We start from the raw sequence: 26637 nt of genomic DNA on the forward strand, positions 1-26637 counted from the left end.
CGGTCAGGGGAGGACCGGCAGCACCACGCACGAGGGGTGCGCGGCGTCGTGCCGCACCTCGAACCGGTTGGCCCGCAGCTCCGTCGCCGTGCCCAGCGGCTCGCCGGTGCCGGGGTTGCGCGCGAACCGCGGGAACGCGCCGCCGCTGACCTGCACCCGCACCCGGTGGCCGGCCCGGAACCGGTAGGCGGTGGGGAACAGCGCGACGTCGACGGCGAGCGTGCCGTCGCCCGCGACCGCGACGTCGTCGGCCGGGACGGTGCGCGGGTCGAGCCGGCGGATCCCGTCGACGACGTTGCGCGAGACGCCCGCGGGGTCGACGTCGCAGACGCGGACGAAGACGTCGGCGTGCGGCAGCTCGGTGCGCACGTGCACCCGCGCCCGCACCGGCCCGACGACGTCGAGGTCGGCGGGCAGCGGGGGACCGGTGAACACCAGGACGTCGTCGCGGGCCTCGACCTCCCGGTTGTCGGCCTGCTTGCCCGGCGGCTGCAGCAGCGGCCCGCCGACGGTCGGCGTCGGGTCGGCCGGGTCGTAGGTGAACCGGCTGGGCGCCTCGTCCTCCGGGGTGCCCCCGAGGCGGCCGCCGGCGCGCAGGTGCAGGACCTCGTCGCGGGCCCGCGCCGGCGGCCACTGGTCGAGGTCCAGCCAGCGGCCGGCCTGCTGCAGGAACACCCGGACGGCGGCGCCCTCGGGCACCGGGCCGCCGAGCAGGTGGTGGCGGTGCCAGGCGACGTCGCTGCGCACGATCGCCCGCAGCTCACCCAGCTCGCCGTGCAGCCAGGGCCCGACGGTGATCCGCACCGGGACGCCGGCGGCCTGCAGGGCGGTGACGTCGGCCATCTGCCCGGCGGCGAACAGGTCCCACCAGCCGGTGACCATGGTGACCGGGGGCAGGCGGGTCAGGTCCGCGCCGCCGTGGTCGGCTGCGGACCAGAAGGGGTCGCCGGGCTCGGAGTGCGCCACGTAGTCGCGCCAGAACGGCACCGGCCCGCCGGCGACCGCGACGTCGGCGGCCTGCAGCGGCAGCTGCCCGAGCGCCCGGCGGACGCGCCTGCGCAGCCGCGGGTCCGGCAGGCCGCCGAGCAGCCCGCCGCGCTCCTGCCGGCCGATGTACGCCGACCAGGCGAGCGCCGTGTGCACCGCGGGCGCGCCGTTCTGGAAGAACATCGTGCCGCTGACGTCGGCCGACGTGATGTGCGGCGACACCGAGGTGAGCGGCGGGTCGGCGTAGGGCGCCACCGCCCACTGCGTGTGCCCGGAGTAGCTGCCGCCGGTGGTGGCCACCCGGCCGTCGCACCACGGCTGGGCGCGCAGCCAGGCGACGGTGGCCAGGCCGTCCTCGTGCTCGGTGGTGAACGGGCGGAAGTGCCCGCCCGAGCCGAACGTGCCGCGGGTCGCCTGCAGGAAGACCGTCAGCCCGCGCCGGGCCAGTGGTGCGGCGAACAGCTGCCCGCCCGCACCCGCCCGGCCGTAAGGCGTGCGGACGAGGACGACCGGCTGCGGTCCGCGCGCGCCGGCGGGGCGCCACAGGTCGCCCACCAGCGCGACGCCGTCCGGCACGGGGACGGCCAGGTCCCGCTCGACGGTGTACGTGCCGGCGGTGGGGCGCAGCCCCAGCGCGAGGTCCGCGGCCAGGGCGCCCAGCCTGCTCAGGACGGTCACGGCCGGACGCTACCGACCGTCCGTGTGCCCGGGAGGGCGGTTCAGGGGGTCCGCTCCGCGCGCTCCTTGAGCGCCCGGTTCATGGCCTCGAAGGCGGGCAGCGTGCTCCGCCGCAGCGACCGCGCCAGCAGCGGGACGAGCACACCGCGGAAGGTCTCCTCCTGGACCAGCCGGGTGCCCGCCCCGGCGGGCTCGAGGCGGAAGGCGTGCTCGCCGTCGAACAGGCCCGGGACGCCGAGCCGGCCGAGCCACCGCAGCTCGCGGGCCGGGGCGACCTCGCGCAGGCGCGGGCGGATGGTCAGCACCCGCCCGCCCACCGGCTGCATCCGCAGCGACAGCCGGGCGCCGGGGACGACGTCGCCCTCGGCGCGGACGATGAACGGGTTCCACTCGGGATAGGCGCCCAGGTCCGTGAGCTCGGCCCACACCCGCTCGGGCGGCGCGTCGATCTCGATCGCGGTGGACAGCCGGGTCATCGCGCGGGGCTCCTCGGGTCGGCGTCCGCCCACCGTGGCCGACGTCGTGCGGCGCCGTCGAGGGCTCCCGCTGCGGGCTCGCCGTGGCCGGGTGGTCGCGGCGCGGTCTCGCCGTGCCCGAGGGACTGCGCTGAGCGGCCCCGCCGACCTACGCTCGTCGCGCCGAGGGCCGGAGGCGGCCCGGAGGGGCGGTGACCATGACGCGGAGCCCTGACTTCCTGCCCGTCCTGAGCCGGGGACGGCACCGCACGCCCGTACGCGGCGCGTGCTTCCTCGAGTACACGGCCCTGCTGGCCGGTGAGCCGTTCAGCGACGCCCCGGCGTGCGTCGACGCGGAGCTGGCCGCCGTCCTGCGGCACGCCAACGACGTGCTCTCCGACGCCGACCGCCCGCGCCTGGTCCCGCTGCTGGGCCGGGCGATCGGCCTGGCCGTCCCCGCGGCGCCGGGGCGGCTGCGGAGGGAGGCCGCGCGGCGGTTCGCCGCGGCCGTCGGGTCGACCCTGTCGGTGGACGAGCGGCGGTTCGTGCGCACCGCGCACGTGGACCGGCTGTTCTGGTCGCTGATGTTCGAGCCGGTGCCGGTGAGCACGTCCGCGGCGTGGGTCGACCGGCTCGTCGAGCGGCTGGACCTGCTGCACGGCTGCTACGAGTCGGTGGTCGCCGAGCTCACCGCGCGGCCCGCGCCTGCGGTCGGCTGACGCCCGCGTGACGCTGCCGCCGGCCGTCGTCCGCGTGCGCGGGGAGGCCTCCGCCGACCACGCGCCCGACTGCGCGACGGTCGCGGTGCACGTCCGCGAGGTCTCCCCGGACGGCCGGGCCGCGGCGCTGGCGCTGGCGTCGGAGGTCGCCGCCGGCCTGCGCGCCGCGCTCGCCGGGGCCGCCGGGGTCCGGGCCGTGGTGCTGTCGCGCGTGTCGGTGCACGAGCGGTTCGTCTGGGACACCGGCACCGCCGAGCGGGCCGGGTGGGAGGCGACCGTGGGCGGCACCGTGCAGGCCGACGCGGGCGCCGTCCCGGAGCTGGCGGAGGTCGTGGCCGCGGCGGGCGCCGGGATCGGCGGCGTCTCCTGGGACCTCGACGACGCCGCCGCCGCGCGCCGCGCCGTCCGCCGGGCCGCCGTCGCCGCCGCCCGCGAGGCCGCCACCGACCTCGCCGACGCCGTCGGCCGCCCGCTCGGGCCGCTGCTGGAGCTGGCCGACCCGGGGCTGTCCTCCGCGGTGCCGGGCGCCCCGGAGGCCATGGCGGTCATGGCCCGCGGCGGCGGTCCCGCGCTGGAGCTGGACCCGCAGGACGTCGTCGTCCGCGCCGTCGTCGAGGCGACCTTCGCCCTGGGGGAGTGACCCGGGGGAGCGACGACACGCCCGTCACGGAACCGGGCCGTGTCGGTACCCGGGGTTACGTTCCGCCGCATGACGGGGGTCCTCAGCTCACCGGTCCTGCCCGCCGACGTCGCGCGCCGCTACCCGTACGGCTATGCGCTGGTCGACGTCGAGACCTCGGGCCTGCACGCGGCCAGTGACCGGGTCCTCCAGGTCGCCGTCGCGCAGATGGCGGCGGACGGCTCGGTCGAGTCGACGTGGTCCACGCTGCTCGACCCCGGCTGCGACCCAGGGCCGACGCACGTCCACGGGCTGACCCGGGCGAAGCTGCGCGGCTCCCCGCAGTTCGCCGACGTCGTGGACGACGTCCACCGTCTGGTCGCGGGGCGGATCGTCGTCGCGCACAACGCCGCCTTCGACCACCGGTTCCTCTCCGCGGAGTCGGCGCGCGCCGGACGACGGCTGCCGGTCGAGCAGCGGCTGTGCACCCTGGCCCTGACCCGGCGGCTCGACCTCCCCGTGGTCGACTTCAAGCTGGCGTCGGTCGCCGGCTACTGGGGCGTCCGTCCCCGGCGTGCCCACGACGCGGTCGACGACGTCCGGGTGCTGACCGAGGTGCTCCGCCACTCGCTCGTCGCGGCCGCCCGGCACGACGTCGACCTCCCGGTCACCGCCTGCGCCGACGGCGTCGTGGAGGCCCGGCCGGCCAAGGCGCCCCGGACACCGTGCCCGTGGCGGGCGCCCGGCGCCTGGGCACCCGGCACCCCGCTCGTGCAGGGCATGAAGGTGGTGGTCACCGGGGCGACCGGCACGCCGCGGGAGCTCCTCGTGCGGCGCTGCACCGCTGCCGGACTGGACGTCATGAACACCGTCAGCGGGCGCACCCACGTCCTCGTCTGCAACCGGGCCGACGAGCAGACCGGGAAGGCCGCTCGGGCCCGGCAGCACGGCACGCCGGTGGTCACCGAGGCCGAGTTCCTGCGACTGCTCGCGGCGGTCGAGCCCGGGGTGCCGAAGCAGGTGGAGACGGTCGCCGTCGCGCCGCCCGTGGCCCCTGCCCCTCGCACGCCCGAGGCCACCGGGCCGCTGGCGGGGCGGCGCGTCCTCGTCCTCGGTGGGCAGCACGAGGCGGCGACGGCCGTGCGGGCCCGTCTGCTCGCCGCGGGCGCGAGCGTGGCCGTCAACCTCACGAGTTCGGTCACCGGAGTCGTCCTGCTCGGCAGCCCGGGCACGGACCCGCGTGAGGCCAGGGCCCGGGCGCTCGAGGTGTCCCTCCTCGACGCGGAGTCCCTCGTTCCCGTGGCGTGGCCGGAGGCGGATCCGGAGGGTGGGGCCGAAGCGCCGGCCGCCCCTGCCGAGGCTCCCATCGAACGGGTGGAGGCGCCGCCGGCGCGGGTGCTCGTCCGCGGTGAGGTCATGGACCTGCCCGCCGGCTCCGACTGGCTGGCCGAGGTGCGGTGGGCGGTCCCCGGGCGGCACGCCGCCGTCCGGTTCGACGTGGACGTCGTCGCCCTCGTCGTGGACGCCGACGAGCAGGTCGCCGTGGACGAGGACCTCGTCTTCTTCAACGCGCCGGAGCACCCCTCCGGCGCGGTCGCCATGACCGTCGGGACACCGGGGGAGGCGCTGTGTGCACTCCGTCCCGGCTCGCTCCCGGCGCCGCAGCGGCGCGTCCTGCTGGCCGCCGCCGTCGACGGCGAGACCACCTTCGGCGACGTGGGCGCCGTCGAGCTGGTCCTCCGCGACGGGGAGGGAGCGCCGATCGCCCGCGCCACCCTCGACGCGGCGACCACCGAGCGCAGCTTGGTGCTCGCGACCCTCTACCTGCGCAACGGCTCGTGGCGGTGGCGAGCGGTGGGCCAGGGGTACGACGACGACCTCGCGGCGCTCGCCGTCCGGCACGGCGTGGACGTCGAGGACGGGGACTGACGCCCGGCCGCGCCCGTGCCATGATCGGCCGGTCGGCGCCGGACCCCGCGCGGGGACACCCGCCGGCCCCGACCCGCGAGACGGTCCGTCCCCGTGGCGCCGGCCCGGCGGTCCCCGCCGGCTCCCCGCCCCGCGGCGTCCCGTCCGCGCGAGGACCGACATGACCACGCAGCTCTCCCGCCCGCCGTCGCCCTGGCCGGGCTCCCGCCACGAGACCGAGCACCGCTGGGGCCTCGACGACGTCGTCTCGCTGGCCGACGCCGCCGCGCGGGTCCGCGCGCTGGCCGCCGAGCTCCGCGCCGCGCACGCCGCCGGCTGGACGCTGACCCAGCCGATGCGCGACGGCCACCTGCTCGCGACCCGCCCGTCCCGGCGGCAGCGCGCCCACTCGTCCCCGGCGCCGGTGCCGCTGCCGGCACCCGGCGTCGCCCCCGTCCTGCGCTGGCGGGTCCGGGTGGTCGACGAGCCACCCCTCCCCGGGGACGACGTGCTGTCCGTCGGCGCCGTCCCCGGCAGCCCGGTCGTGGCCCGCGGCGGGGGAGGCGCGGTGCAGGTGGGCGGGCCAGACCTGCCCCGCGAGGTGCTCACGGAACTCATCCGGCAGGTGCCGCCGGCGGAGCTCGGCTCCCGGCGCTGGGTGGTCGTCGAGGCCCGGGTCGGGCCCGGCCGCGACCTGGTTGCCGAGGGCAGCGCCCTGCGGGTGCACGCGGTCGTCGGTGGCGTCCTCGTCCGGACGGTCGAGTTCCTGACCTTCCGGCACGCGGCCGACCGGGCGGCGACGCTGCCCGACGCGGCGGCCGCCTACGAGCGGCTCGCGCGGGCGGCGGAGGCGATGGCCGCGGCGGGCGGGCGGCTGGCCGAGACCGACGACGGCCTGCTGCACGTCCGGTACGGCCGCTGACGTGGGCACGCGGCAGGGCAGCGGGCACCCCGGCAGGGAGGCGGCGGCTGCGACGCTGCGGTGCGGTGAGGACGGGCGTCGGCTCGGCGCACGTGCACGAGCCGACGCCCGCCGGCTCGGTCAGAACGGTGGAGGCTCGTCGCCCGGGTCGGCCGTTGGAGGTGGTCCGGGATCGTCGGGCGGTGGGTCGGGGTCGGCCGATGGCGGGCTCATGCCCGGTGGGCGGGTCGTCCTGGTGATCCCGGAGGGGGTCGTCACCGTCAGCACCCCGTCCGGGGTCATCTGGAAGCGCCACCCCTTGGCGAGGGTCTTGAGGCGGTGGTGGCTGCGGCACAGGCAGCAGAGGTTGGCGCAGTCGGTGGGGCCGCCGTGGGCGTGCGGGATGACGTGGTCGGCGTCGGCCCACCCGACGCGCTGGCCGCAGGTGGGGAAGCGGCAGGTGCGGTCGCGGGTGTGTACGAACCGTTGCTGCGGCGCGGAGGGCGCGTAGCGGTCGGTCGGTTCGGGCCGGCCCAGCACCGCGCAGTCACAGTCGGTGTCCGAGTGGTCGGGGCAGCCGACGCGGGCGAGCCGCCGGAGCTGGTCCAGCGTGGTGGTGGCGCGGAGGGTGCCGTCGTCGTCGCCCAGGGCGAGGGTCACTGATCCGCCCTCCGGAACGCGCAGGCCCAGGGCGTCGAGCCGGATGAGCAGCTCCCGCAGGTGGGCGGCGGTGATCGGCAACCCGTTCACCGCACCGGCCTCGGCGCTGCGCCCGGCCAGCGCGCTGAGGGTGGCGATGACCTGCAGGTGCGCGGTGACCGGCGGGTGGCCGGTCTCCCACGGGCGTTGCAGCAGGTCGGCGTAGACCAGGGTGCGCAGCTGCCCGATCGGGCGGGGGTCGCCGTCGGCCTTGAGCATCCGGGCGAGGGCGTCGACGAACGCGTGGCAGGCGGCGGCGACGTCGGCGGGCAGGTCGGCGGCGAGGGTGGCCATGCCGTCGAACGGGCCGTCGAACAGCCGCACGTCGGCGTGCCGTTCGGCCTGCGTGCGGCGGCCGTCGATGGCGTCGGCGTCGGCCTCCTGCAGCAGCGTCAGCGCCTTCTTCTTCAGCTTGCCGACCGTCAGGTCGGTGGCCTCGGGCAGCAGCCGGGCCTCGATCGCCCGGGCGGTGGCGGCGGTGGTGTGCTCCAGCACGTCGACCAGCGCCTTGGCACGCGCCTCGTCCAGCGTGCCGGCGGCCAGCGCCGCCCAGGTCGCCGGCAGGTGGCTGCGGTACGTCCACGCCCGGTGGGCCAGGTGGGAGGCGGTGCCGCGGCCGACGTTGAGCACCACCGCCAGCTCGGCGGTGAAGAACTCCGAGACACCCGGTAGTTCCGTGTCCGGCTTCCACGACCCGGAGCGGGCACCGGGCGTCCCCGGTGCGGGGTCGTCGTCATCGGGGGAGTCGTCCGCGAGGCCGAGGACCAGCTCGGCCTTGTACGCGGCGGTCATCGCCTCCATCGCCGCGACGCGCGCCAGCTCGGCCGCCTTCTGCTCCCGGGTCAGCAGCGCCACCGGCAGCCGGGGGATCGACACCGGCCGCTGGAGCAGCCAGCCGGCGAGCGCGCGCTCGACCGGCGAGACGTAGCCGGCGACCTCCTCCACACCCCGCACGCTACGGCGGGGGTACGACAGTTCCCGCAGGTCAGCGGCGGGTTCTCATAAACGGACGGGGTCCACCTCGACGTCGACGGTGACGACGTCGCCGTCGTCCTTGCCCCGACGGATCCGCGCGGGCACGGGGAGCAGCCAGCCCGCTGCTCGGTCACGCCAGACGCTGGTCGACCACGTGCGCCCGTCGACGGTCGCCGTCACGGGAACCCGGCCGAAGGGACCGGCGGTCTCCGGCGCGTGCTCCGCCGGCACGGGCGCGAAGACCCAGCCGCCGGCACCGGGCCACCGCACGAGCGTCGCGTCGAAGGGCACGCGCGCAGCCTGCCGGACGGGGACGACGGTCCGGCAGGCTCAGCCGACGAGGAACAGCCCGATGACGGCGGGCGGCACGCAGACGAACAGGAACACGCCCAACAGCCCGAGCGAACCACCGGCCGGGACCTGGTCCGTCTCGGGCGCCATGCCCGGGAACGCCCGGACGTCCGCCGTCCCGGCGGGCGAGCAGCGACCCGCCGGCGAATGCGACGAGCCCGGCGACGCCGAGCAGCGCGACGCCGAGCCGCGACCGGAAGCCGCCGTCGCCATCGCCACCCCAGATCCTGCCACCGCGTCGACGCCGGGGATCTCACCCGAAGGGGGCGCATTTCGCTCACGGGGCCGCGAGTCGCGCCGTGTCATCGTGACGGCCGTGTCCGCCACCGCCGTCGCCACCGGGGTCGTCACGCTCCTCGGTCTGGCCGCAGGCGTGGCGGTCGACCGGGCTGCGGCGTCCTTCCCCTGGCCCGCACGGCGACCGGGGACGCGGCGCCGGGACGCCCGGGTGCCCGCCGGCGGGGCGTCGCTCCCGGCGCAGGACGCGCGAGCGGGGGAGCGGCCGGCGGCACGGCCGGTCCTGGTCCTCCTGACCGCCGCGCTCTGCGCGCTGACCGCGTGGCGCTTCGGCGTCTCCGCCGTGCTGCCCGCCTACCTCCTGCTGGCCGTCGCGGGGGTGCTGCTGGCCGCGATCGACCGGCAGCACTCGCTGTTGCCCAACCGGGTCGTGCTGCCCACCCTCGTCGCGGGCACCGTCCTGCTCGCCGGCGCGGCGGCGGTCACGGGGGAGTGGCCGGCGCTGCTGCGCGCGGTGCTCGCGGCCGCGGCCGTGTTCGGTGTCCTGCTGGTCATGGCACTGGTCTCGCCGGCCGGCATGGGGATGGGCGACGTCAAGCTCGGCGCCGTCCTCGGGCTGTACCTCGGGTGGCTCGGCTGGCCGCACGTCGTGCTCGGCCTGTTCGCCGGGTTCGCAGTCCAGGCGGTGCTCGCTCTGGGGCTGATGGCGGTCCGCCGCGCGGGACTGCGCACGGAGCTGCCCTTCGGCCCGGCGCTGCTGCTGGGCACCGGACTGGTGGTCCTGGCCCCGCTCGTCACCTGACGAAAGTCAGATACGCAGCGTGACCGTTTGTGTGCTCAGCGCACCGGGAGGATGAACCACCTCCTCAGACGGGGTGAAGAACCCTCAAGTCTCCGCATCTCCTGCCCGACGGTGTCCGCAGCGCCGTGACTGGCCGGGTCGACCGATCCGGACCGGCGGCCCACCCCCACAGGAGAGAACCGTGCTGAACCCGCTCGCCGCCCTCGTCACCCTCGTCTCCCTCGCCAAGGACCGCGTGGAGCGGGAGGAGAAGGGCGCCACCGCCGTCGAGTACGGCCTGCTCGTCGGCCTGATCGCCGTCGCGATCATCGCGACCCTGCTCCTGCTCGGCCCCCAGCTGGACCAGCTCTTCACCACGGTGCTGGGCGGCCTCCAGGACGCCAACGCGCAGGGCTGATCCACACACCGGGCTCCGGGCGTCGTGGCGACGACGAGTCGCCACGACGCCCGGCCGCAGCGTCCAGGGAGGAGGCTGACATGAGGAAGCGGTTGCACCGCGAGCGCGGCGCCAGCGTCGTCGAGTTCGCGCTGATCGTGCCCCTGCTGATGATCCTGGTCCTCGGGATCGTCGAGTTCGGCCACGCCTTCCAGGTCCAGGGGACCCTGTCCGCGGCGGCCCGCGAGGGCGCCCGGGTCATGGCGCTGCAGAGCAACCCGGCCGCGGCCCGCGCCGCCGTCCGCGACGCCGCCCCCAGCCTCGACCCGGCGATCACCGACGCCCAGATCGCCATCACGCCCGCCGCGTGCCCGATGACCGCGACGACCACGGCCAACGTGCAGGTCACCATCAGCTACCCGATGCCCTTCCTGACCGGCTTCTTCGGCGCCGACGTCGACCTGACCGGGACGGGGGTCATGCGGTGCAACGGCTGATCCGCCCGCTGCGGGCCCGCGTCCGGCGCCGGCTGGCCGGCGAGCACGGCGCGGTGGCCGTGCTGCTGTCCGTCCTGCTCGTCCCGCTGCTCGGCTTCACCGCGATCGCCGTCGACGTCGGCGCCCTCTACGCCGACAAGGCCCGCCTCCAGGTCGCCGCCGACGCCGCCGCCCTCGCGGTGGCCCGGGACTGCGCCCGCGGCGCCTGCGGCGACATGCAGGCCACCGCCCAGGAGCTGGTCGACGCCAACGACGAGGCCGCCGCCGGCGCCGGCGCGGCCACCGCGGCCCCGCCGGTGCTGCAGAGCGGGCCCACCCGCGTGACGGTCACCGGCAGCGCCCCCCGCGAGCACTGGTTCGCCCCGGTCATCGGCCACGACGCGAGTTCCGTCTCGGCGACGGCGACGGTCACCTGGGGTGCGCCCAGCGGCGGGACGGCGATGCTGCCGCTGATCTTCTCCTGGTGCGAGTGGCAGGCCCAGACCGGCGGCGGCACGCCCTCGGGCACCACGGAACGCACCATCGTGCTGCCCAAGAAGTCCGACACCGGCTGCACCGGACCCTCGCGCATGTTCGTGCCCGGCGGCTTCGGCTGGCTGCAGTCCGACGGCGGCAACTCCTGCAAGGCGACCACTCGGATGGGCAACCGCTTCGACTCCGAGCCGGGCAACAACCCCTCGCAGGGCTGCTCGGTCGGCGACGTCGCGGCCCTGGTCGGCCGGACCGTGCTGCTGCCGATCTTCGACGAGTCCGGCGGCACCGGCAGCGGCGCCTGGTACCAGGTCTACGGCTACGCCGCCTTCACGATCACCGGCTACCACTTCGGCGGGCTCTTCGACTCCGGTGAGCCCTGCAAGGGCGAGGAGCGCTGCATCCGCGGCTACTTCACCCGCTTCGTCGACGCCTCCGGCGCCTTCGACACCAGCACCGACGCCCCGGACCTGGGCGCGTCCATCCTCCGACTGATCCGTTAGGGGCCCTTCCGTGAGACGCCGACTGCTCGCCGCCGTCGCGGCGCTGGTCCTCGTGGCCGCCGGCACCGTGGTGCTGCTGGCCTACGTGCGCGGCGCCGACGCCCGCGCCCTCGCGGGGGTGCGCACGGTCGAGGTGCTCGTGGTCGACCAGCCGATCCCCGAGGGCACCCCGGCCGAGGAGGTCGCCGACCTGGTGCGCACCGAGGTGCTGCCCGCCAAGGCGGCGGTCGAGGGGCGGGTCACCGACCTCGACCAGCTCACCGGCCAGGTCGCCACCGCGGACCTCGAGCCCGGCGAGCAGCTGCTGGCCGGCCGGTTCGCCGCGCCCGCCGACCTGCAGGCGCCCGGCACCGTGCCGGTGCCCGAGGGGCTGTCGGAGGTGAGCGTGGTCCTCGAGCCGCAGCGCGCGGTCGGGGGCCGGCTGGCCGCCGGCGACGAGATCGGCGTCTACATCTCGATGGAGCTGCAGGGCAACATCGACGCCGACCCCGACGAGGAGCAGATCGGCACCACGCACGCCACCCTGCACGGCGTCCTCGTCACCCAGGTCCAGGGCGCCCCGGCGCCCGCCGGCACCGAGGACGGGGACGTGGAGACCGCCTCGGCCACCACCGTCGCCCCGACCGGCAACGTGATGGTGACCATGGCCCTGCCGGCCCGGGACGCCGAGCGGGTCGTGTTCGGCATGGAGCACGCCACCGTCTGGCTGGCGCTCGAGCGCGAGGGCACCGACACCTCCGGCACCCGCGTGGTCACCCAGGGCAACGTCTACGGCGACCTGCTGGCCGCCCTCGGCGCCGTGGCCGCGGAGGCGACCGAATGAGCCGCGTCGTGCTCGCCGGCGCCGACGACGACCTCCGGTCCCGGGTCGAGGTCGCCGTGGACGGCGACGTCCAGGTCCTGCCGCCCGGCCGGCTGCCCGGCGACCCCGGCCGGCTGTTCGAGCTGCTCACCGACGGCGAGCTGCCCGACGTCCTGCTCGTGGGCCCGCTGGCGCCGCTGCACGAGGTGCTGACCCTGGCCGGCCGGCTGGACGTGCAGTGCCCCGGCATCAGCGTCGTCCTCGTCGCCGAGCCCACGCCGGAGCTGTGGCAGGCGGCGATGCGGGCCGGCATCCGCGACCTGGTGCCACCGCGCGCCGAGTCGGGTGACCTCGCCGCGGCCGTCGAGCGCGCCGGCGCGGCCGCCGCCGACCGGCGGCGGGTGCTGCGGCCGCTGGAGGAGACCGCCCGGTTCACCGGCCGGGTCATCACGGTCGCCTCGCCCAAGGGCGGCGTCGGCAAGACCACGGTGGCGACCAACCTCGCCGTCGGCCTGGCCACCGCGGCGCCGCAGGGCACCGTGCTGGTGGACCTCGACGTGCAGTTCGGCGACGTCGCCTCCGCGCTCGGCCTGGTGCCCGAGTACACGCTGCCCGACGCCGTCCACGGCCCGGCCAGCCAGGACACGATGGTCCTCAAGACCTTCCTCACCCAGCACCCCAGTGGGCTGTTCGCCGTCTGCGGGTCGGAGTCGCCGGCCGCCGGCGACACGGTGACCGCCGAGGACGTGAGCCGGCTGCTCCACGCCCTGGCCCGCGAGTTCCGCTACGTCGTCGTCGACACCGCGCCGGGGCTGTCGGAGCAGACGCTGGCCGCCATCGACGGGGCCACCGACGTGGTCCTGCTCAGCAGCATGGACGTGCCCGGCGTCCGCGGTCTGCGCAAGGAGGTGCAGGTGCTCGGCGAGCTCGGCATGATCCCGGCCGGGCGGCACGTGGTCATGAACATGGCCGACCCGAAGAACGGGCTGTCGCAGCGCGACGTCGAGTCGGCGATCGGCACCGGGGTCGACGTCGTCGTCCCGCGGTCGCCCGCGGTCCCGGCGTCGACCAACCAGGGCGTGCCGATCCTCGCCAGCAACGGCAAGGACGCGGCGGCCAAGGAGCTGCGCCGGCTGGTCTCCCGGTTCGCCGCCACCCCGCTGGTCAAGCCGGGCCGCTACCGCGCCAAGCACCGGGCGGCGTCGTGAACCTCGCCTCCCGCCTCGCCGCCGCCAAGGGCCGCCCGGCGGAGCCGGCGCCCGCGCCGGTCGCGCTGCAGAAGCCGGCGCCCGCAGCGGCGACGCCGCCGGCCGTCCCGGCGCCCCGGCCCGCGGCCCCGGTCGCCCCGGCGCCGCCGACCGACGCCCTCACCCGGCTCAAGGACCGCGTCGCCAAGGCGCTGTTCGAGCGCATGGGGGCGCGGCTCAACGACCCGTCCCTGTCGGAGGACGCGCTGCGCGGCATCGTCCTCGGCGAGCTGGACACCGTCGTCGACGAGGAGAAGGTGCCGCTCTCGCCCGACGAGCGGGCCCGCCTGACCGCGGAGCTGGCCGACGACGTGCTCGGTTTCGGCCCGCTGCAGAAGCTGCTCGACGACGCCACGGTCACCGAGATCATGTGCAACGGCCCGGAGATGGTCTACGTCGAGCAGGGCGGCAAGCTGGTGCGCAGCGCCGCCCGGTTCACCTCCGAGGAGCACCTGCGCCGGGTGATCGACCGGATCGTCTCCAAGGTGGGACGCCGGATCGACGAGTCCTCGCCCATGGTCGACGCGCGCCTGGCCGACGGCTCGCGGGTCAACGCGATCATCCCGCCGCTCGCCTTCTCCGGGTCGACGCTGACCATCCGCAAGTTCTCGAAGGACCCGTTCGGCGTCGACGACCTCATCGGCTTCGGCACGCTCAGCCCGGAGATGGCCGAGCTGCTGCACGCCTGCGTCGAGGCCCGGCTCAACATCATCGTCTCGGGCGGTACCGGCACCGGGAAGACGACGCTGCTCAACGTGCTGTCCTCCTTCATCCCGGAGGGCGAGCGGATCGTCACCATCGAGGACGCCGTCGAGCTGCAGCTGCAGCAGGAGCACGTCGTCCGCCTGGAGTCGCGCCCGCCCAACATCGAGGGCAAGGGCGCGATCACCATCCGCGACCTGGTCCGCAACAGCCTGCGGATGCGCCCCGACCGCATCGTGGTCGGGGAGTGCCGCGGCGGTGAGTCGCTGGACATGCTGCAGGCGATGAACACCGGCCACGACGGCTCGCTGTCGACGGTGCACGCCAACTCGCCGCGCGACGCCATCGCGCGCCTGGAGACCCTGGTGCTCATGGCCGGCATGGACCTGCCGCTGCGGGCCATCCGCGAGCAGATCGCCTCGGCCGTCGACGTCGTCGTCCAGCTCACCCGCCTGCGTGACGGCACCCGCCGGGTCACCCACGTGACCGAGGTGCAGGGCATGGAGGGCGAGACGGTGACCCTGCAGGACGCGTTCCTGTTCGACTACTCGGCCGGCGTCGACCCCTCGGGCCGGTTCCTCGGCAAGCCGGTCGCGACCGGGGTGCGGCCGCGGTTCACCGACCGCTTCGAGGAGCTCGGGATCCGGGTCTCCCCGGCGGTGTTCGGGACGCCCGAGCCGGTGCACGCACGGCGGTGGGCCTGATGTCCCCGGCGCTGCTGCTGCTCGGGCTGGTGCTGGTGACCGGTGGGCTGGCCGTCCTGGCGCTCGGCGTCGTGCCCGCCGGCCCGCGCCGGGTGCCCCTGGCCCGGCTGGACCCGTCGGTCGCGCCGCCACCGACCCTGCTGTCGAAGGTGGCCGCGCAGGCCTCCGGCGGTGTCGAGCAGGTGATCGCGCGGCGCGGCGGGGTCGCGGCCGGGACGGCCGCCCTGGAGCGGGCCGGCATCGCGACGGGCCTGGCGGAGGTCGTGCTGCTCACCGGCCTGGCCACGCTCGTGCTCGGTGCGCTCGGGTGGCTGCTCGGCGGCGTGCTCGCCGGGCTGCTGCTCGCGCTGCTCGCCCCGCTGGGCGCGCGGGTGCTGGTCCGGCTGCGGACCGGCCGGCGGCAGGCCCGGTTCGCCGACCAGCTCGACGACGCGCTGCAGCTGATGGCCAGCAGCCTGCGGGCCGGGCACAGCCTGCTGCGCGCCGTGGACGCGGTGGCCGAGCAGGCGCCGGCCCCGATCGGCGAGGAGTTCGCCCGGATCGTCAACGAGACCCGGGTGGGCCGGGACCTCGGCGTCGCGCTCGACGAGGTGGCCGCGCGGGTCGACAGCGACGACTTCCGCTGGACCGCCCAGGCCATCGCCATCCACCGGGAGGTCGGCGGCAACCTGGCCGAGGTGCTCGACACCGTCGGCCACACGATCCGCGAGCGCAACGCCATCCGCCGTCAGGTGAAGGCCCTGTCGGCCGAGGGCCGGCTGTCGGCCTGGGTGCTCATGGCCCTGCCGGTCGGCATCGTCGCCTTCCTGACGGTGACCAACCCGGTCTACCTCTCCGCGTTCACCGAGTCCCTGGCCGGCTGGGTGATGATCGCCGTGTCGGTGGTCCTGCTGGTCGTCGGCGGGCTGTGGCTCAAGAAGACCGTGGCGATCCGGTTCTGATGACCACCGTCCCCGCTCCCGTCCTCGCCGCCACGCTGGCCGTGGCCCTCGGCGTGCCCCTGCTCGGCTGGGCGCTGGTCGCGCGTCCGGAGGACGCCGCCGCCCGGTCCCGCGCCAACCTCACCCGCGGGCTCGACGTGGCCGGCGCCGGCCCGCGGGCCGCCCGGACCCGCCCGGGACCGCTCGGCCGCCTGGTCTCGGTGCTGACACCGGCGGGCACGGTGGCCCGGCTGGACCGGATGGCCGGTGCGGCCGGGCGGCCGGCGGCCTGGCCCGTCCCCCGGCTGGTCGCCGCCAAGCTGGTGCTGGCCGCGATCGCCGCGGCGCTCGGGCTGCTGGTCGTGAGCAGCCGTCCGGGGCCGCTCACCGTGCTCATGGCCCTCGCCACGACGGTCGTCGCCTACGTCGTCCCGGAGCTGCTGCTGTACAGCCGGGGCCAGGAGCGCCAGCAGGCCATCGGGCTGGAGCTGGCCGACACCCTCGACCAGATGACCATCGCCGTGGAGGCCGGTCTCGGGTTCGAGGCCGCGATGGCCCGGGCCGGGCGGAACGGGCGCGGCCCGCTCGCCGAGGAGCTGGTGCGCACGCTGCAGGACATCGGCGTGGGCCAGCCCCGCCGGGAGGCCTACCTCGCCCTGGCCGAGCGCACCGGCGTGGAGGACCTGCGACGGTTCATCCGGGCCGTCGTGCAGGCCGACGTCTACGGCGTCTCGATCGCCGACGTGCTGCGCACGCAGGCGCAGGAGATGCGGCTCAAGCGCCGGCAGCGGGCCGAGGAGAAGGCCATGCAGATCCCGGTCAAGGTCATCTTCCCGCTGATGCTGTGCATCCTGCCGGTCCTGTTCGTCGTGCTGCTGGGCCCGGCCGCCATGGACATCGTCGACGCCTTCAGCTGAGCGCCGCGGCGGCCGCGCCCCCGGTGGGGTGCGCGGCCGCCGCCGGATCGGAGGGAGGTCAGCCGGTCGAGCGGGGCTGGGCCGGGTTGGTCGGGTCGCCCTGCGACGGCGGGTTCATCGCCGGGCCGGTCGTGGCCTCGGACACCTTGGAGCCCGCGGAGGCGTGCACCGGGTCGTCGGCCGCCGGGGACGCCGGGTCGCCGCCGGAGGGCTGGGCGCCCTCGTGCAGCGACCGCAGCCGGTTCTCCATGGCCGTGACCACCCGCAGCCGGTCGGCGTGGGCGCGCTCGTAGTCGAGCACGGTCTGCAGGCCGGTGGCGTCCAGCGTGCGGATGCGCGAGATCAGTCCCTCCACCGGCAGGTGGTCGTAGTCGGGCAGCGGCAGCTGGTCGTGCTCGGTCATGCGGGACCGCCTACCCGCGCCTCCCGGATCCGACACGGTGTGTGGCACTCGGGTCGGTGGGTAGGCGGCGAGCGGAGCGCGTCCCGTCGCGGGCGCCGAACCGCCACCGATCAGCACAGAGGAAGTGGTCCCCACCTCATGGACGTGTCCTTCCTGGCACCGGTCTTCCAGGCCGCAGGTCCCTTCGCCACCGTGACCGCCGACGTCACGCACACCACCGAGAACGCCGACACCGAGCTCGACCTCCGCGTCCGCGCGGTCGCCGAGAAGCTCGCCGAGCAGGGTGCGCCGGAGGCGGTCGTCGAGGCGGTCCGCGGCCGGCTGCTGGAGGGCAACGACGGCGGCGAGGCGGGCACCATCCGCGGTCGCGCGGTCGTCGTCGCCGCGGACGGCACCGTCGTCTTCGACTCCCAGCTCGCCGACGTGCCGCGCCAGGAGCTCGCCGAGTGGTCGCCGCAGCCGGACCTGCTGCCGGTGCTGCGCGCGCTGCCCGGGCGCGTCCCGCACGTCGTCGTCCTCACCGACCGCACCGGCGCCGACCTCACCGTCGCGAGCCTCCCCGGCCACGCCGAGGAGGAGGAGACGGTGAAGGGCGACACCTTCCAGATCCGCAAGTTCCAGGGCGGCGGCTGGGCCCACCACCGGTACCAGCACAACGCCGAGAACAAGTGGGTGCACAACGCCGACGACGTCGCCGAGCACGTCGCCTCGGTGGTCCGGCGCCACCAGCCGCGGTTCGTGCTGCTCGCCGGAGACATGCGCGCCCGCCAGATCCTCACCGACCGGGCCAGCGGGCTGTGGTCGGACCTGATCGTGTCCATCGACGAGGGCGGCCGGGCCGCCGGCGCCGACCGCGAGCCGGTCGAGCGGAAGGCCGCCGAGCTCGTCGCCGAGCACGAGGCGCGGGACGAGGCCGACACCGTCGAGAAGATCAGCTCCGCCGGCGCCCACGGCCTGGCGGTGACCGGGACGGCGAACGTCGTCGAGGCGCTGCGCAAGGCCCAGGTGGAGACGCTCGTCCTCGCCGACCCCGCCGACGACGAGCAGCTGCTCGTGGGCGCCTCGCCGCTGGAGCTCGGCATCGACCGGGCCGACATGGACGCCCTCGGCGTGCAGGAGGCGCAGTCGGTCCCCGCCGAGCGCGCGCTGCTGGCGGCCGCCGTGGCGAGCACCGCCGGCGTCGTCGTCGTGCCGCGGGCCGCCATGCCCGGCGACATCCCCGTCGCGGCGATCCTCCGCTACACCGACGACTCCACCCCGACCCCCCAGTGACGGAGGCTGACCCGATGAGCGACCCGCACCAGGAGGGCACCCCGGCCGGCACCAGCCCGGCCGACGTCGACCGCCGCGCCGCGATCGCCGAGACGCTCGGCAAGGAGGTGTGGCCGGCCGACCGCGACGCGCTCGTGGCCCGCGCCGAGGAGTCCAACGCCGAGGACCGCGTGCTCGCCGACCTGCGCCGGCTCCCCGCCGGGCAGACGTTCGAGAACGTCCAGGACGTCGCCCGCGCGCTGGGCATCGGCACCGAGCAGCAGCGCTTCTGAGGAGGTCCGCGTGACCACGAACAAGGAGCCGAGCCCGGAGGCCCTGGCCAACGTCACCGAGCACAACGTCGAGACCCGCGCCGACCTGCTCCCCGAGGAGGCCGGCATGAAGGGCAGCGGCATGGAGGAGGTGGCCGCCGAGGTGATCCTCGCCGAGTCGGAGGAGCGCACCGTGCACCCCGACCCGGACGACGCCCAGGGCGCCCACCGCCAGTCCGCGGAGACGGCGGACCTGCCCTGAGCGAGCGGCACGAGCACCCGGTCCAGCTGCGCTGGTCGGACACCGACGTCTACGGGCACGTCAACCACGCCCGCGTCCTCGGCCTGCTCGAGGACGCCCGGCTGGCCATGGTCGACCCCACGCCGGGCGGGGGGATCATCCTCGCCCGGCTGGAGGTCGACTACCTGCGGCAGGTGCACTACCGGATCGGGGAGCACCTGACGGTGTCGACCTCGATCACCCGGCTGGGCCGCAGCTCCATCGGCATGTGCCAGGAGCTCACCCAGGACGGGCAGGTGGCCCTGCGGGCGGAGATGGTGCTGGTCAACTTCGACTACGCCGCCGACGCCTCGGCGCCGCTGACCGAGGCGCAGCGGGCGCACTGGTCGCGCTGGCTGGTTCCCCGACCGGGGGACGCCGCGGACCGCTGACGCCGGGTGGCTCCCGGCGTAGCGTCCCGCCATGGCCGAGACCGCCGCGCCGCCCTTCGCCCGGGACCACGACGGCGGGGAGCGGCTGGTGTTCTGGGGGACGACGATCGTCGTCCGCGCGTCCGCGGACACCACGGCCGGGGCCTTCACCCTGTTCGAGGAGGAGACCCCGCTCCTCGACACGTCCCGGCACGTGCACCGGGACACCGACGAGCTGTACTACGTGATCGAGGGCGAGCACGTCTTCGTGTGCGGCGAGCGGGAGTTCCCCGTCGGCCCGGGCGGGACGCTGTTCCTCCCGCGCGGCGTCCCGCACTCCCACCGGCGGGTGGTGCCCGGTGAGGGCCGGCTGCTGTGCATGACCTCCCCGGCCGGCTTCGAGGGCTTCTTCCGCACCCTCGCCGAGGCCAGCGCCACCGGCAGCTCGTCCGACGAGGCCTACCGGCGGGCCTCGCGGGAGCACGGCGTCACCTGGCTCGGCCCCGACGACTGACCGCCCCACCTGCGGGTACCTGCGCCGGCATGCCCAAGACGACGAAGAGCGGAGACGCGAAGGCCGACGAGATCCCCAGCACGCTGCAGCGCTCGGACGAGAAGGCGCAGCGCACCTTCGCCAAGGCGCACGACTCCGCCGTCGAGAACTACGACGGCGACGAGCAGCGGGCCAACCGGGTGGCGTGGGCGGCGGTCAAGCACACCCACGAGAAGGTCGGCGACCACTGGGAGCCCAAGGACCACAAGGGCCCGAGCGACTCCCGGGCCGAGGGCGGCGCGGGCACCGACCGGGAGACCGAGGGCGGCGTCGACGCCAACGCCACCAAGGAGCACCTCATGGACGTCGCGAAGCGCCTGGACGTCCACGGCCGCTCGTCGATGACCAAGGACGAGCTGGTCGACGCGATCCGGAAGGCCAGCGACCGGGCGACGGCGAAGGCGCGCGAGAGCTAGGCGCCGGCTCAGCCCGCGGGGACGACCCACAGCTCGCGCTGCGGGGAGCCGAGCGGCGCCGCGCCCGCGGACGTGAGGACGACCTCCTCCTCCAGCGCCAGCCGCAGGCACTGGCCGCCCCACTCGGGCACCGTCACCCGGACGGCGAGCTCCAGGGCGAACACGGTGTCCGGGTGCAGCACCCGGTTTCCCTCGCCGGGCACGCCCCGCTGGTCGTCCCACCGGCCGACCACCGGCCCGGCGCCGTGGCCGTGCACGCCCACCGGGTGGGAGTAGACGTCGGCCTCCAGGCCCTCGGCGGCCAGCGCCGCCCGGGCGGCGGCGAGCACCTCGTTGCCGGTGCGCCCCGGCACCAGCGCCGCGGCGGTGAGCTCCTGCGCGCGGCGCCCCGCCGCCCACGCCCGCCGCAGCCCCGCCGGCGGGCCGTCCTCCCCGGGGCGCAGCAGGTAGGCGCTGCGCTGCAGGTCGGTGACCAGGCCGAGGCTGCTCAGCCCGGCGTCGCAGGTCACCAGGTCACCCGGCTCCAGGACGGCGTCCTGCGGCACGGCCGGCAGCTCGACCCCGCCGTCGGCGAGCAGCGGCACGCCGGCCCGCTGCACGGTGACCCCGGGGTGGAACCACGGCGGCACCCCCCGGCCGGCCATGCGCTCGTGCACCTCCCACGCCAGGTCCGCCGCGGTGCTGACGCCGGGGACGAGCACGGCGGGGGAGAGGACCTCGGCCAGCACCCGGTCGGTGTACCGGGCCAGGGCGTCGAGGGCGGCGACCTCCTCGGGCAGCCGGGTCTCCAGCCAGCCGACGACGAGGTCCTCCGCGGACACCAGCCGGCCGGCGAGGTCGCCGAGCGCCGCGGTGAGCCGCCGGTGCTCGGCCACCGACAGCCCGTCGGCCAGCGGGCACCCGGCCGAGACGTCGACGCCGATCCGCCGCGGCGCCGCCTGGGCGACGATCCGCCGCACCGCGGCCCACTGGGCGTCCTCGTCGTCGCCCCCGTCCCCGGCACCGCCGTCGTCCCCCGGGGCCCAGCCGGGCAGGAACTGGCCGACCGGGTAGCGGGAGACCGCGACCGGCGTGACGCCGTCGTCGCTGCGGTGCAGGACCAGGACGACCAGCCGCCGGGCCGACAGCCAGCTGGCCGGCAGCAGGGTCGGCAGCACCGGGTCCTCGCCGCCCTCGCGGCCGACGACCAGCCACAGGTCGATGCCGGTGCGGTCCATCAGGCCGGGCAGGAGGTCGAGCAGCCGCTGGGTCAGCCACCGGTCGCGGACGTCGGCCTGCTCGCGCCGCGGCAACGGCACCGTCCGCGTCGGGTCCGGGACGACCAGCGTCATGGGGACAGGGAAGCAGAGAACCGCCGCCCGCACCCGGTGGAACGGGAGGTCAGGCCCCGGTGGGCGCCGCGCCGGGCCGCGCGGCCCCCGGGACCGTCGGCGGGTCCAGCCGCTCGCCGGGCGGGGCGGGCCGCGGCAGCGGCGGCGCGACGGTGGCCACCCGGTCCCGGCCGGCCTGCTTGGCCCGGTACATGGCCGCGTCGGCCCGGTCGACCAGCCGCCACAGCGCGCCGGGGGCGTCCTCGCCGTCGGCCGGCCGGGTCAGCGCGACGCCGATCGAGGCGGTCACCGCGTGCCCGTGCCGGTCCCGGGTGGCCCGCACCGCGAGCCGGAGCCGCTCGGCCAGGTGCGCGGCCTCGCCGGGGTCGCCGACCAGGCCGAGGACCACCAGCTCCTCCCCGCCGATGCGGGCGAGCACGTCGCTGGGCCGCACGGTGTCGGCCAGCGCCTCGGCGACGGCCTGCAGCACGGTGTCGCCGGCGGCGTGCCCGTGCCGGTCGTTGACCTGCTTGAAGTGGTCGAGGTCGATGACCATCGCGGCGACCCGCAGCCCTTCGCGGCGGGCCTGCCGCCAGATCCGGGAGGCCTCCTCGACCAGGTGCCGGCGGTTGGCCAGCCCGGTGAGCGGGTCGCGCCGGGACTGCGCCTCGGTGGCCGCCAGCAGCCGCCGCTCGCGGCGGCGCAGCAGGTGCACGCCGACCGCCACGAGGTCGAGCATCCCGGCGGAGACGGCCACCTGGACGGCGAACCCGACCGTGCTCGCGTAGCTGTGCTGCACCGCCACCGCGACGGCGACCGGCGTGACGGCCATGTGCACGCCGAGCATCCACGGCCGTAGGAACCACGCGGCCACCACCGAGGGGAACAGCAGCATCAGCGGCGTCGCGTACCGGACGGGGTCCTCGATGCACAGCGCGACGACGGCGTAGACGAGGTCGCCGAGCAGCACCAGGCCGAAGGTGTGCCACAGCCCGACGCGGCGGCGCACGATCAGCGGCACCGCGGCGAGCACACAGGCGGCCATCGTGGCGCCGTAGGTCACGCCCGTGGCGCCCTCGCGGACGACGCCGTCGAGGGCCAGGTTGACCAGGCCCGTGAGGCCCCCGACGACGAGCAGGACGGCGAGCAGCAGCGCGGCGACCCGGTTCTCGGGACCGCCGGGCCCCAGCACGTCGTCCGACGTCGGGGCGTCGCGGTCGGGCGGCCGGACGGAGGTCACCGGCGCAGGATGCCGCACGGGGCGGCATCGCGGGAGGTCCGCGGCGCGGCGCCCCACCACCCGGGGGGACCGGGGGTGCGGCGCAGGGCGGCGGCGCGGCGCCGTCGCTGGCAGGCTGCCCGCATGTCGCACCCGGATCCCGGCCTCGTCGACGTCCGCCCGCTGGCCGACCACCCGCTCGCCGAGGCCGGCCCGGCCGCCCTGCGCATGGTCGCGCCGGGCGCGGCCACCGCCGGCCGGTTCGGGCTGGTCGAGTACCGGCTCGGCCCCCGGTCGGCGGGCGCGGCGCCGCACTACCACCAGACGTTCTCCGAGTCCTTCTACGTGCTCTCCGGCGAGCTGACGCTCTACGCCGGCGGGCGCTGGCAGCCGTGCCGGCCCGGCGACTTCGCGCTGGCCCACGAGCGGGGCGTGCACGGCTTCCGCAACGACTCCGACGAGCCGGCGTCCTTCCTCATCCTGTTCACCCCCGGCATCGCGCGGGAGTCGTTCTTCGCCGAGATGGCGGAGATGCGCCGGAGCGGGCTGCGGCCGTCCCCGGAGGAGATGACCGCCTTCTACGCGCGGCACGACCAGGTGATGGTCGAGGAGTGACGGCCGCGGCGAGCATGGCGGCCCCGTTCGGGGGAATGTCGTGATCGGGTGTCCCCTGCACGCGGGGACCGGCTGACAGGAGGCGCACGTGGCCGAGGGACCGTGGTTCTACTGCCTGAAGCACCACACCGTGGAGACCCGGGACGGCTGCGCCGAGCGGCACCGCCTCGGGCCCTACGCCACGCGCGAGGAGGCCGAGCACGCGCTGCAGTCGGTGGCCGAGCGCAACGAGCGCCTGGACCAGGAGGACCGCGAGTGGGAGGGCCGCTGACCGGCCCTGGCTGACCGCCCCCTGCTGACCGGCCGCTCCCGACCGGCCCGGCATGATCGGGCCCGGTGCGCCGGACCCGCCGGTGCCCGGGAGGAGGCAGCGTGACCACCGCAGCGGAGAGCCGTCCCGTCGAGGAGCTGGTCGTCGGGGTGCTGGGCGGGACCGGCCCGCAGGGGCGCGGGCTCGCCGTCCGGCTGGCCGCCGTCGGGCAGCGGGTGCTGCTCGGGTCCCGGGACGCCGACCGCGCCCGCGAGGTGGCCGCGCAGGTGGCCGAGCGGGCCGCGGCCGCCGGCGGGGGCGAGGTCTCGGTGCAGGGCGGGTCGAACCTCGACGTCGCCGGCGCCGCCGACCTGGTGATCGTCGCCGTCCCCTACGCCGGGCACGCCGCCACGCTCGCCGAGCTGGCGCGCCCGCTGGCTGGGAAGGTCGTCGTCGACTGCGTGGTGCCGATGGGCTTCGACGAGCTCGGCGCCTACGTGCTCGACGTCGAGGAGGGCAGCGTGACCCAGCAGGCGGCGGCGCTGCTGCCCGACTCGCACGTCGTCGGCGCGTTCCACCACCTGTCGGCGGTGCTGCTCGAGGACCTGTCGCGGCCCACCCTGGACGGCGACGTCATGGTCGTCGGCGACGTGCGGGCGGCCACCGACCAGGTGCAGGCGCTGGCCGGGCGGCTGCCCGGGATGCGCGGGATCTACGCCGGCCGGCTGCGCAACGCCCGCCAGGTCGAGGCGCTGACGATCAACCTGGTCTCGGTCAACCGCCGGTACAAGGCGCACGCCGGGGTCCGCGTCACCGACGTCTGAGCGCGCTCACCGCCCGGCCGGCGCCAGCAGGTCCGGGACGACGTCGGCCGGTGCGGGCATCGCGGCGATCTCGGCGGCCACCTCGCGGGCGGCCGCGGCCAGGGCGGGGTCGGCCACCAGCCGCTCCAGCAGCGCCGGGGTGATCCCGCCCGGCTCGACGGCGAGGCCGGCGCCGCGCGCGGCCACCAGGTCGGCGTTGGTGCGGCGGTCGCCGGCGCCGCGGACCACCAGCTGCGGCACGCCCGCGGCCAGCGCGGTCAGGACGGTGCCCGCGCCGCCGTGGTGCACCACCCCGGCAGCGGCCGGCACCACCCGGGGGAACGGCAGCCAGCCCGCCGTCCGCACCTCCGCCGGCAGCGGCCGGCGGGTGGCCCGGCGGTCGGGCCGGACCAGGACGACGTCGAGGCCGGTGCCCGCCGCGGCGGCCGCGGCGTCGCGCATCAGCCGGTCGGGGCCGGGGGTGGCGACCGTGCTGCGGCTGACCAGCACCCGCGGCCGGGCGCCGGGGCGGGTGAGCTCCGCGTCGACGGGCCGGTCCGGCGTCCACGGCACGAACCGCAGCGGCGTGCCGGAGCGCGGGCCGACCACGCTCGGCGGGGAGGAGGTGAGCACCTGCCGCGGCGGCGGCAGCTCGCCGAGCCCACGGGCCGGGCGGTGGGTCCCGAGCGCCGCGGCGAGCAGCCGCCCGGCGTCGAACAGGTTGCCCTCCACCAGCACCGACGGCACCCCCTGGCGGGCGGCGGCCTCCGCCCCGGCCGGGGCCAGCGACTCGTGCACCACCAGGTCGGGACGGTGCCGGGCGGCCGCGGCGAGGACCCCGTCGGCCGTCCGGGCGCCGAGGGTGCCGAACAGCAGCCCGACCGCCTCGGTCCCGCCCCGCCCGGCCAGCTCGCGGCGGGCCAGCCGCGGCCGGCGCAGCATGATCCGCCCGAACAGCGGGCCCAGCCGCAGCCCGGGCGCGACGTCGACCGGGGACAGCTCCGGCGGGCAGCTCGCGACCGCGTCCCCGGCCGTGGCCACGACCACCTCCGCGCCGGCGTCGCGCAGGGCCAGGGCGAGCGGGACCAGCGGCAGGACGTGGCCGGTCAGCGGGGAGGCGACGACCAGCACGCGCATGCGGTCAGGCTGGCCCCGCCCGCCGCGGCGCGGAAGGCGTTCCGCCGCGCCCGGCCGGCGGCGAGGATGGGGCGGTGCTGCTCGCGAGCGCGGTGGCGGTCCTGCACGCGGCCGTCGTCCTGTTCATGCTCACCGGCGCGCTGCTCGCGCTCCGGTGGCCCCGGCTGGTGTGGCTGCACGCCCCGGTGGCGCTCGGCGTCCTGGCGGTCAACCTGGCCGGCGCGCCGTGCCCGCTCACCACGCTGGAGCTCGCGCTGCGGGAGCGGGCCGGCGCCGCGCCCTACGCAGACGGCTTCCTGGGCCACGTGCTGTTCGGCCCGCTCGGCCTGGACGTGCGCTCCGCCGGCGTCCAGGCCGGCGTCTACACCGTCGCGCTGGGCCTCAACGCCGTCGGCTACGGGCTGCTCCTGGCGCGGGCCCGGCGCACGGTCGGCGGCCGCCGGGCCTGATCAGTCGAAGGAGTGCTCCGGGCCGGGGAAGACGCCGCTGTGCACCTCGTCGGCGTACTCGCGGGCCGCGCGCAGCAGCTCGGCCCGCAGGTCGGCGTACTTCTTCACGAACTTCGGCACCCGGCCGCCGTTGAGCCCGGCCATGTCCGGCCACACCAGCACCTGGGCGTCGCAGTCGGGCCCCGCGCCGATGCCGATCGTCGGGATGGACAGCTCCTTGGTGACCTGACCCGCGATCGCGGCGGGCACCATCTCCAGGACGACGGCGAACGCGCCGGCCTCCTGGACGGCGTGCGCGTCGGCCAGCAGCTGCTCGGCGCCCGCGCCGCGGCCCTGCACCCGGAACCCGCCCAGGGCGTGCTCGCTCTGCGGCGTGAAGCCGACGTGCGCCATCACCGGGATGCCGTTCTCGGTGAGCATCCGGATCTGCGGCGCGACCCGCACCCCGCCCTCGAGCTTCACCGCCTGCGCGCCGCCCTCCTTCATCATCCGCACGGAGGTGGCGAACGCCTGCTGCGGCGAGGCCTCGTAGGAGCCGAAGGGCAGGTCGGCCACGATCAGCGACCGCTTCGTCGAGCGGGTGACCGCCTTGGTCATCAGCAGCAGGTCCTCGACGGTGACCGGCACGGTCGAGGAGTGGCCGAGCACGACGTTGCCGGCCGAGTCGCCGACCAGCATCACCGGGATGCCGGCCTCCTCGAACACCTGCGCGCTGTAGGTGTCGTAGGCGGTGAGCATCGCCCACCGCTCGCCGCGCTCCTTGGCCTGCTGCAGGTGGTGGATGCGCACCCGGGCGGTCGACGTCCCGCCGTAGAGGACCGACTCGCTCATGCCGTGC

At 76.5% G+C, this 26637-nt stretch carries 32 protein-coding genes; 23 read left to right on the plus strand and 9 right to left on the minus strand.

All coding sequences use genetic code 11. The annotated features are described in order from the left end of the window. Positions 1–3: 3 nt before the first annotated feature. The gene (locus ACI79L_RS09180) at positions 4–1665 is read right to left on the minus strand and encodes a CocE/NonD family hydrolase (RefSeq protein ID WP_456936488.1); all 1662 of its coding nucleotides are present in this window, start codon (positions 1663–1665) and stop codon (positions 4–6) included. A 41-nt stretch (positions 1666–1706) separates the two neighbouring features. Beyond that, positions 1707–2141, minus strand: a complete 435-nt coding sequence (locus tag ACI79L_RS09185) for an SRPBCC family protein (RefSeq protein WP_456936489.1) — start codon at positions 2139–2141, stop codon at positions 1707–1709. A gap of 197 nt (positions 2142–2338) precedes the next feature. Here ACI79L_RS09185 and ACI79L_RS09190 point away from each other — a divergent pair, with 197 nt between their 5' ends. The 4 genes from ACI79L_RS09190 to ACI79L_RS09205 all read left to right on the plus strand — a co-directional run bounded on the left by ACI79L_RS09190 (position 2339) and on the right by ACI79L_RS09205 (position 6288). Continuing rightward, positions 2339–2839, plus strand: a complete 501-nt coding sequence (locus ACI79L_RS09190; protein ID WP_456936490.1) for a hypothetical protein — start codon at positions 2339–2341, stop codon at positions 2837–2839. Between the two features lie 7 nt (positions 2840–2846). Then, a complete protein-coding gene (locus ACI79L_RS09195; RefSeq protein ID WP_456936491.1) occupies positions 2847–3479 on the plus strand; it encodes an SIMPL domain-containing protein in 633 nt (210 codons plus the stop codon). Between the two features lie 69 nt (positions 3480–3548). Continuing rightward, on the plus strand, positions 3549–5387 hold the full coding sequence (locus tag ACI79L_RS09200) for a TerD family protein (protein WP_456936492.1): 1839 nt from the start codon (positions 3549–3551) through the stop codon (positions 5385–5387). 160 nt (positions 5388–5547) lie between these two features. Continuing rightward, positions 5548–6288, plus strand: coding sequence for a hypothetical protein (locus ACI79L_RS09205; protein WP_456936493.1), 741 nt, complete (start codon positions 5548–5550; stop codon positions 6286–6288). Positions 6289–6408: 120 nt separating this feature from the next. Here ACI79L_RS09205 and ACI79L_RS09210 read toward each other — a convergent pair whose 3' ends face one another. Continuing rightward, the gene (locus tag ACI79L_RS09210) at positions 6409–7911 is read right to left on the minus strand and encodes a DUF222 domain-containing protein (RefSeq protein ID WP_456936494.1); all 1503 of its coding nucleotides are present in this window, start codon (positions 7909–7911) and stop codon (positions 6409–6411) included. A gap of 54 nt (positions 7912–7965) precedes the next feature. After that, positions 7966–8232, minus strand: coding sequence for a DUF1905 domain-containing protein (locus tag ACI79L_RS09215; RefSeq protein WP_456936495.1), 267 nt, complete (start codon positions 8230–8232; stop codon positions 7966–7968). A 376-nt stretch (positions 8233–8608) separates the two neighbouring features. Here ACI79L_RS09215 and ACI79L_RS09220 point away from each other — a divergent pair, with 376 nt between their 5' ends. From ACI79L_RS09220 to ACI79L_RS09260, 9 genes are all read left to right on the plus strand, one after another. Beyond that, a complete protein-coding gene (locus ACI79L_RS09220) occupies positions 8609–9331 on the plus strand; it encodes a prepilin peptidase (RefSeq protein WP_456936496.1) in 723 nt (240 codons plus the stop codon). A 181-nt stretch (positions 9332–9512) separates the two neighbouring features. Further along, complete coding sequence (locus tag ACI79L_RS09225; RefSeq protein ID WP_456936497.1) at positions 9513–9728, plus strand: Flp family type IVb pilin; 216 nt, start codon at positions 9513–9515, stop codon at positions 9726–9728. Between the two features lie 80 nt (positions 9729–9808). After that, positions 9809–10204: a TadE/TadG family type IV pilus assembly protein gene (locus ACI79L_RS09230; RefSeq protein WP_456936498.1), complete on the plus strand. Its 396-nt coding sequence runs from the start codon at positions 9809–9811 to the stop codon at positions 10202–10204. Beyond that, complete coding sequence (locus ACI79L_RS09235) at positions 10192–11178, plus strand: pilus assembly protein TadG-related protein (RefSeq protein WP_456936499.1); 987 nt, start codon at positions 10192–10194, stop codon at positions 11176–11178. The genes ACI79L_RS09230 and ACI79L_RS09235 overlap by 13 nt, the downstream gene beginning before the upstream one ends. Positions 11179–11188: 10 nt before the next feature. Next, positions 11189–12001, plus strand: a complete 813-nt coding sequence (gene cpaB / locus ACI79L_RS09240; protein WP_456936500.1) for a Flp pilus assembly protein CpaB — start codon at positions 11189–11191, stop codon at positions 11999–12001. Further along, positions 11998–13188, plus strand: a complete 1191-nt coding sequence (locus tag ACI79L_RS09245) for an AAA family ATPase (protein WP_456936501.1) — start codon at positions 11998–12000, stop codon at positions 13186–13188. Before cpaB ends, ACI79L_RS09245 begins: the two co-directional genes overlap by 4 nt. Next, positions 13185–14633: a CpaF family protein gene (locus ACI79L_RS09250; RefSeq protein WP_456936502.1), complete on the plus strand. Its 1449-nt coding sequence runs from the start codon at positions 13185–13187 to the stop codon at positions 14631–14633. The genes ACI79L_RS09245 and ACI79L_RS09250 overlap by 4 nt, the downstream gene beginning before the upstream one ends. Then, a complete protein-coding gene (locus ACI79L_RS09255) occupies positions 14633–15574 on the plus strand; it encodes a type II secretion system F family protein (protein ID WP_456936503.1) in 942 nt (313 codons plus the stop codon). The genes ACI79L_RS09250 and ACI79L_RS09255 overlap by 1 nt, the downstream gene beginning before the upstream one ends. Continuing rightward, complete coding sequence (locus ACI79L_RS09260; protein WP_456936504.1) at positions 15574–16470, plus strand: type II secretion system F family protein; 897 nt, start codon at positions 15574–15576, stop codon at positions 16468–16470. The genes ACI79L_RS09255 and ACI79L_RS09260 overlap by 1 nt, the downstream gene beginning before the upstream one ends. A gap of 58 nt (positions 16471–16528) precedes the next feature. On the opposite strand, the gene ACI79L_RS09265 is transcribed toward ACI79L_RS09260, so the two are convergent. Beyond that, positions 16529–16873, minus strand: a complete 345-nt coding sequence (locus ACI79L_RS09265) for a hypothetical protein (protein ID WP_456936505.1) — start codon at positions 16871–16873, stop codon at positions 16529–16531. A gap of 138 nt (positions 16874–17011) precedes the next feature. Between ACI79L_RS09265 and ACI79L_RS09270 the strand changes: the two genes are divergently transcribed. The 6 genes from ACI79L_RS09270 to ACI79L_RS09295 are packed head-to-tail and all read left to right on the plus strand — an operon-like array spanning position 17012 to position 20016. After that, a complete protein-coding gene (locus tag ACI79L_RS09270; protein WP_456936506.1) occupies positions 17012–18145 on the plus strand; it encodes a baeRF2 domain-containing protein in 1134 nt (377 codons plus the stop codon). 14 nt (positions 18146–18159) lie between these two features. Beyond that, on the plus strand, positions 18160–18417 hold the full coding sequence (locus ACI79L_RS09275; RefSeq protein WP_456930362.1) for a DUF2795 domain-containing protein: 258 nt from the start codon (positions 18160–18162) through the stop codon (positions 18415–18417). Between the two features lie 10 nt (positions 18418–18427). After that, the gene (locus tag ACI79L_RS09280) at positions 18428–18658 is read left to right on the plus strand and encodes a hypothetical protein (protein ID WP_456936507.1); all 231 of its coding nucleotides are present in this window, start codon (positions 18428–18430) and stop codon (positions 18656–18658) included. Positions 18659–18684: 26 nt separating this feature from the next. Further along, on the plus strand, positions 18685–19068 hold the full coding sequence (locus ACI79L_RS09285; RefSeq protein WP_456936562.1) for an acyl-CoA thioesterase: 384 nt from the start codon (positions 18685–18687) through the stop codon (positions 19066–19068). A 31-nt stretch (positions 19069–19099) separates the two neighbouring features. Then, positions 19100–19561, plus strand: a complete 462-nt coding sequence (locus tag ACI79L_RS09290) for a cupin domain-containing protein (RefSeq protein ID WP_456936508.1) — start codon at positions 19100–19102, stop codon at positions 19559–19561. A gap of 29 nt (positions 19562–19590) precedes the next feature. Beyond that, positions 19591–20016: a ChaB family protein gene (locus ACI79L_RS09295; protein ID WP_456936509.1), complete on the plus strand. Its 426-nt coding sequence runs from the start codon at positions 19591–19593 to the stop codon at positions 20014–20016. An 8-nt stretch (positions 20017–20024) separates the two neighbouring features. Here the strand turns inward: ACI79L_RS09295 and ACI79L_RS09300 are convergent, their stop codons facing one another. Together ACI79L_RS09300 and ACI79L_RS09305 are read right to left on the minus strand one after the other, a co-directional pair. Next, a complete protein-coding gene (locus tag ACI79L_RS09300) occupies positions 20025–21347 on the minus strand; it encodes a M24 family metallopeptidase (protein ID WP_456936510.1) in 1323 nt (440 codons plus the stop codon). 49 nt (positions 21348–21396) lie between these two features. Continuing rightward, positions 21397–22566: a diguanylate cyclase gene (locus tag ACI79L_RS09305; RefSeq protein ID WP_456936511.1), complete on the minus strand. Its 1170-nt coding sequence runs from the start codon at positions 22564–22566 to the stop codon at positions 21397–21399. Between the two features lie 123 nt (positions 22567–22689). On the opposite strand from ACI79L_RS09305, the gene ACI79L_RS09310 reads away from it, so the two are divergent. The 3 genes from ACI79L_RS09310 to npdG all read left to right on the plus strand — a co-directional run bounded on the left by ACI79L_RS09310 (position 22690) and on the right by npdG (position 24234). After that, a complete protein-coding gene (locus ACI79L_RS09310) occupies positions 22690–23160 on the plus strand; it encodes a cupin domain-containing protein (RefSeq protein ID WP_456936512.1) in 471 nt (156 codons plus the stop codon). Positions 23161–23248: 88 nt separating this feature from the next. Next, positions 23249–23431, plus strand: coding sequence for a hypothetical protein (locus ACI79L_RS09315; protein WP_387989058.1), 183 nt, complete (start codon positions 23249–23251; stop codon positions 23429–23431). A 101-nt stretch (positions 23432–23532) separates the two neighbouring features. Beyond that, positions 23533–24234, plus strand: coding sequence for an NADPH-dependent F420 reductase (gene npdG / locus ACI79L_RS09320; RefSeq protein WP_456936513.1), 702 nt, complete (start codon positions 23533–23535; stop codon positions 24232–24234). Positions 24235–24240: 6 nt separating this feature from the next. Here the strand turns inward: npdG and ACI79L_RS09325 are convergent, their stop codons facing one another. Then, entirely contained in the window at positions 24241–25350 is a 1110-nt protein-coding gene (locus ACI79L_RS09325) for a glycosyltransferase (RefSeq protein WP_456936514.1), read from the minus strand. Between the two features lie 74 nt (positions 25351–25424). On the opposite strand from ACI79L_RS09325, the gene ACI79L_RS09330 reads away from it, so the two are divergent. Next, positions 25425–25799, plus strand: coding sequence for a DUF2784 domain-containing protein (locus tag ACI79L_RS09330; RefSeq protein WP_456936515.1), 375 nt, complete (start codon positions 25425–25427; stop codon positions 25797–25799). Here the strand turns inward: ACI79L_RS09330 and panB are convergent, their stop codons facing one another. Continuing rightward, positions 25800–26630 (minus strand): 3-methyl-2-oxobutanoate hydroxymethyltransferase, encoded by an 831-nt coding sequence (gene panB / locus ACI79L_RS09335; protein WP_456936516.1) that lies wholly within the window; start codon positions 26628–26630, stop codon positions 25800–25802. Positions 26631–26637: the final 7 nt, after the last annotated feature.

It is taken from the genome of Geodermatophilus sp. SYSU D00684 (assembly GCF_054050455.1).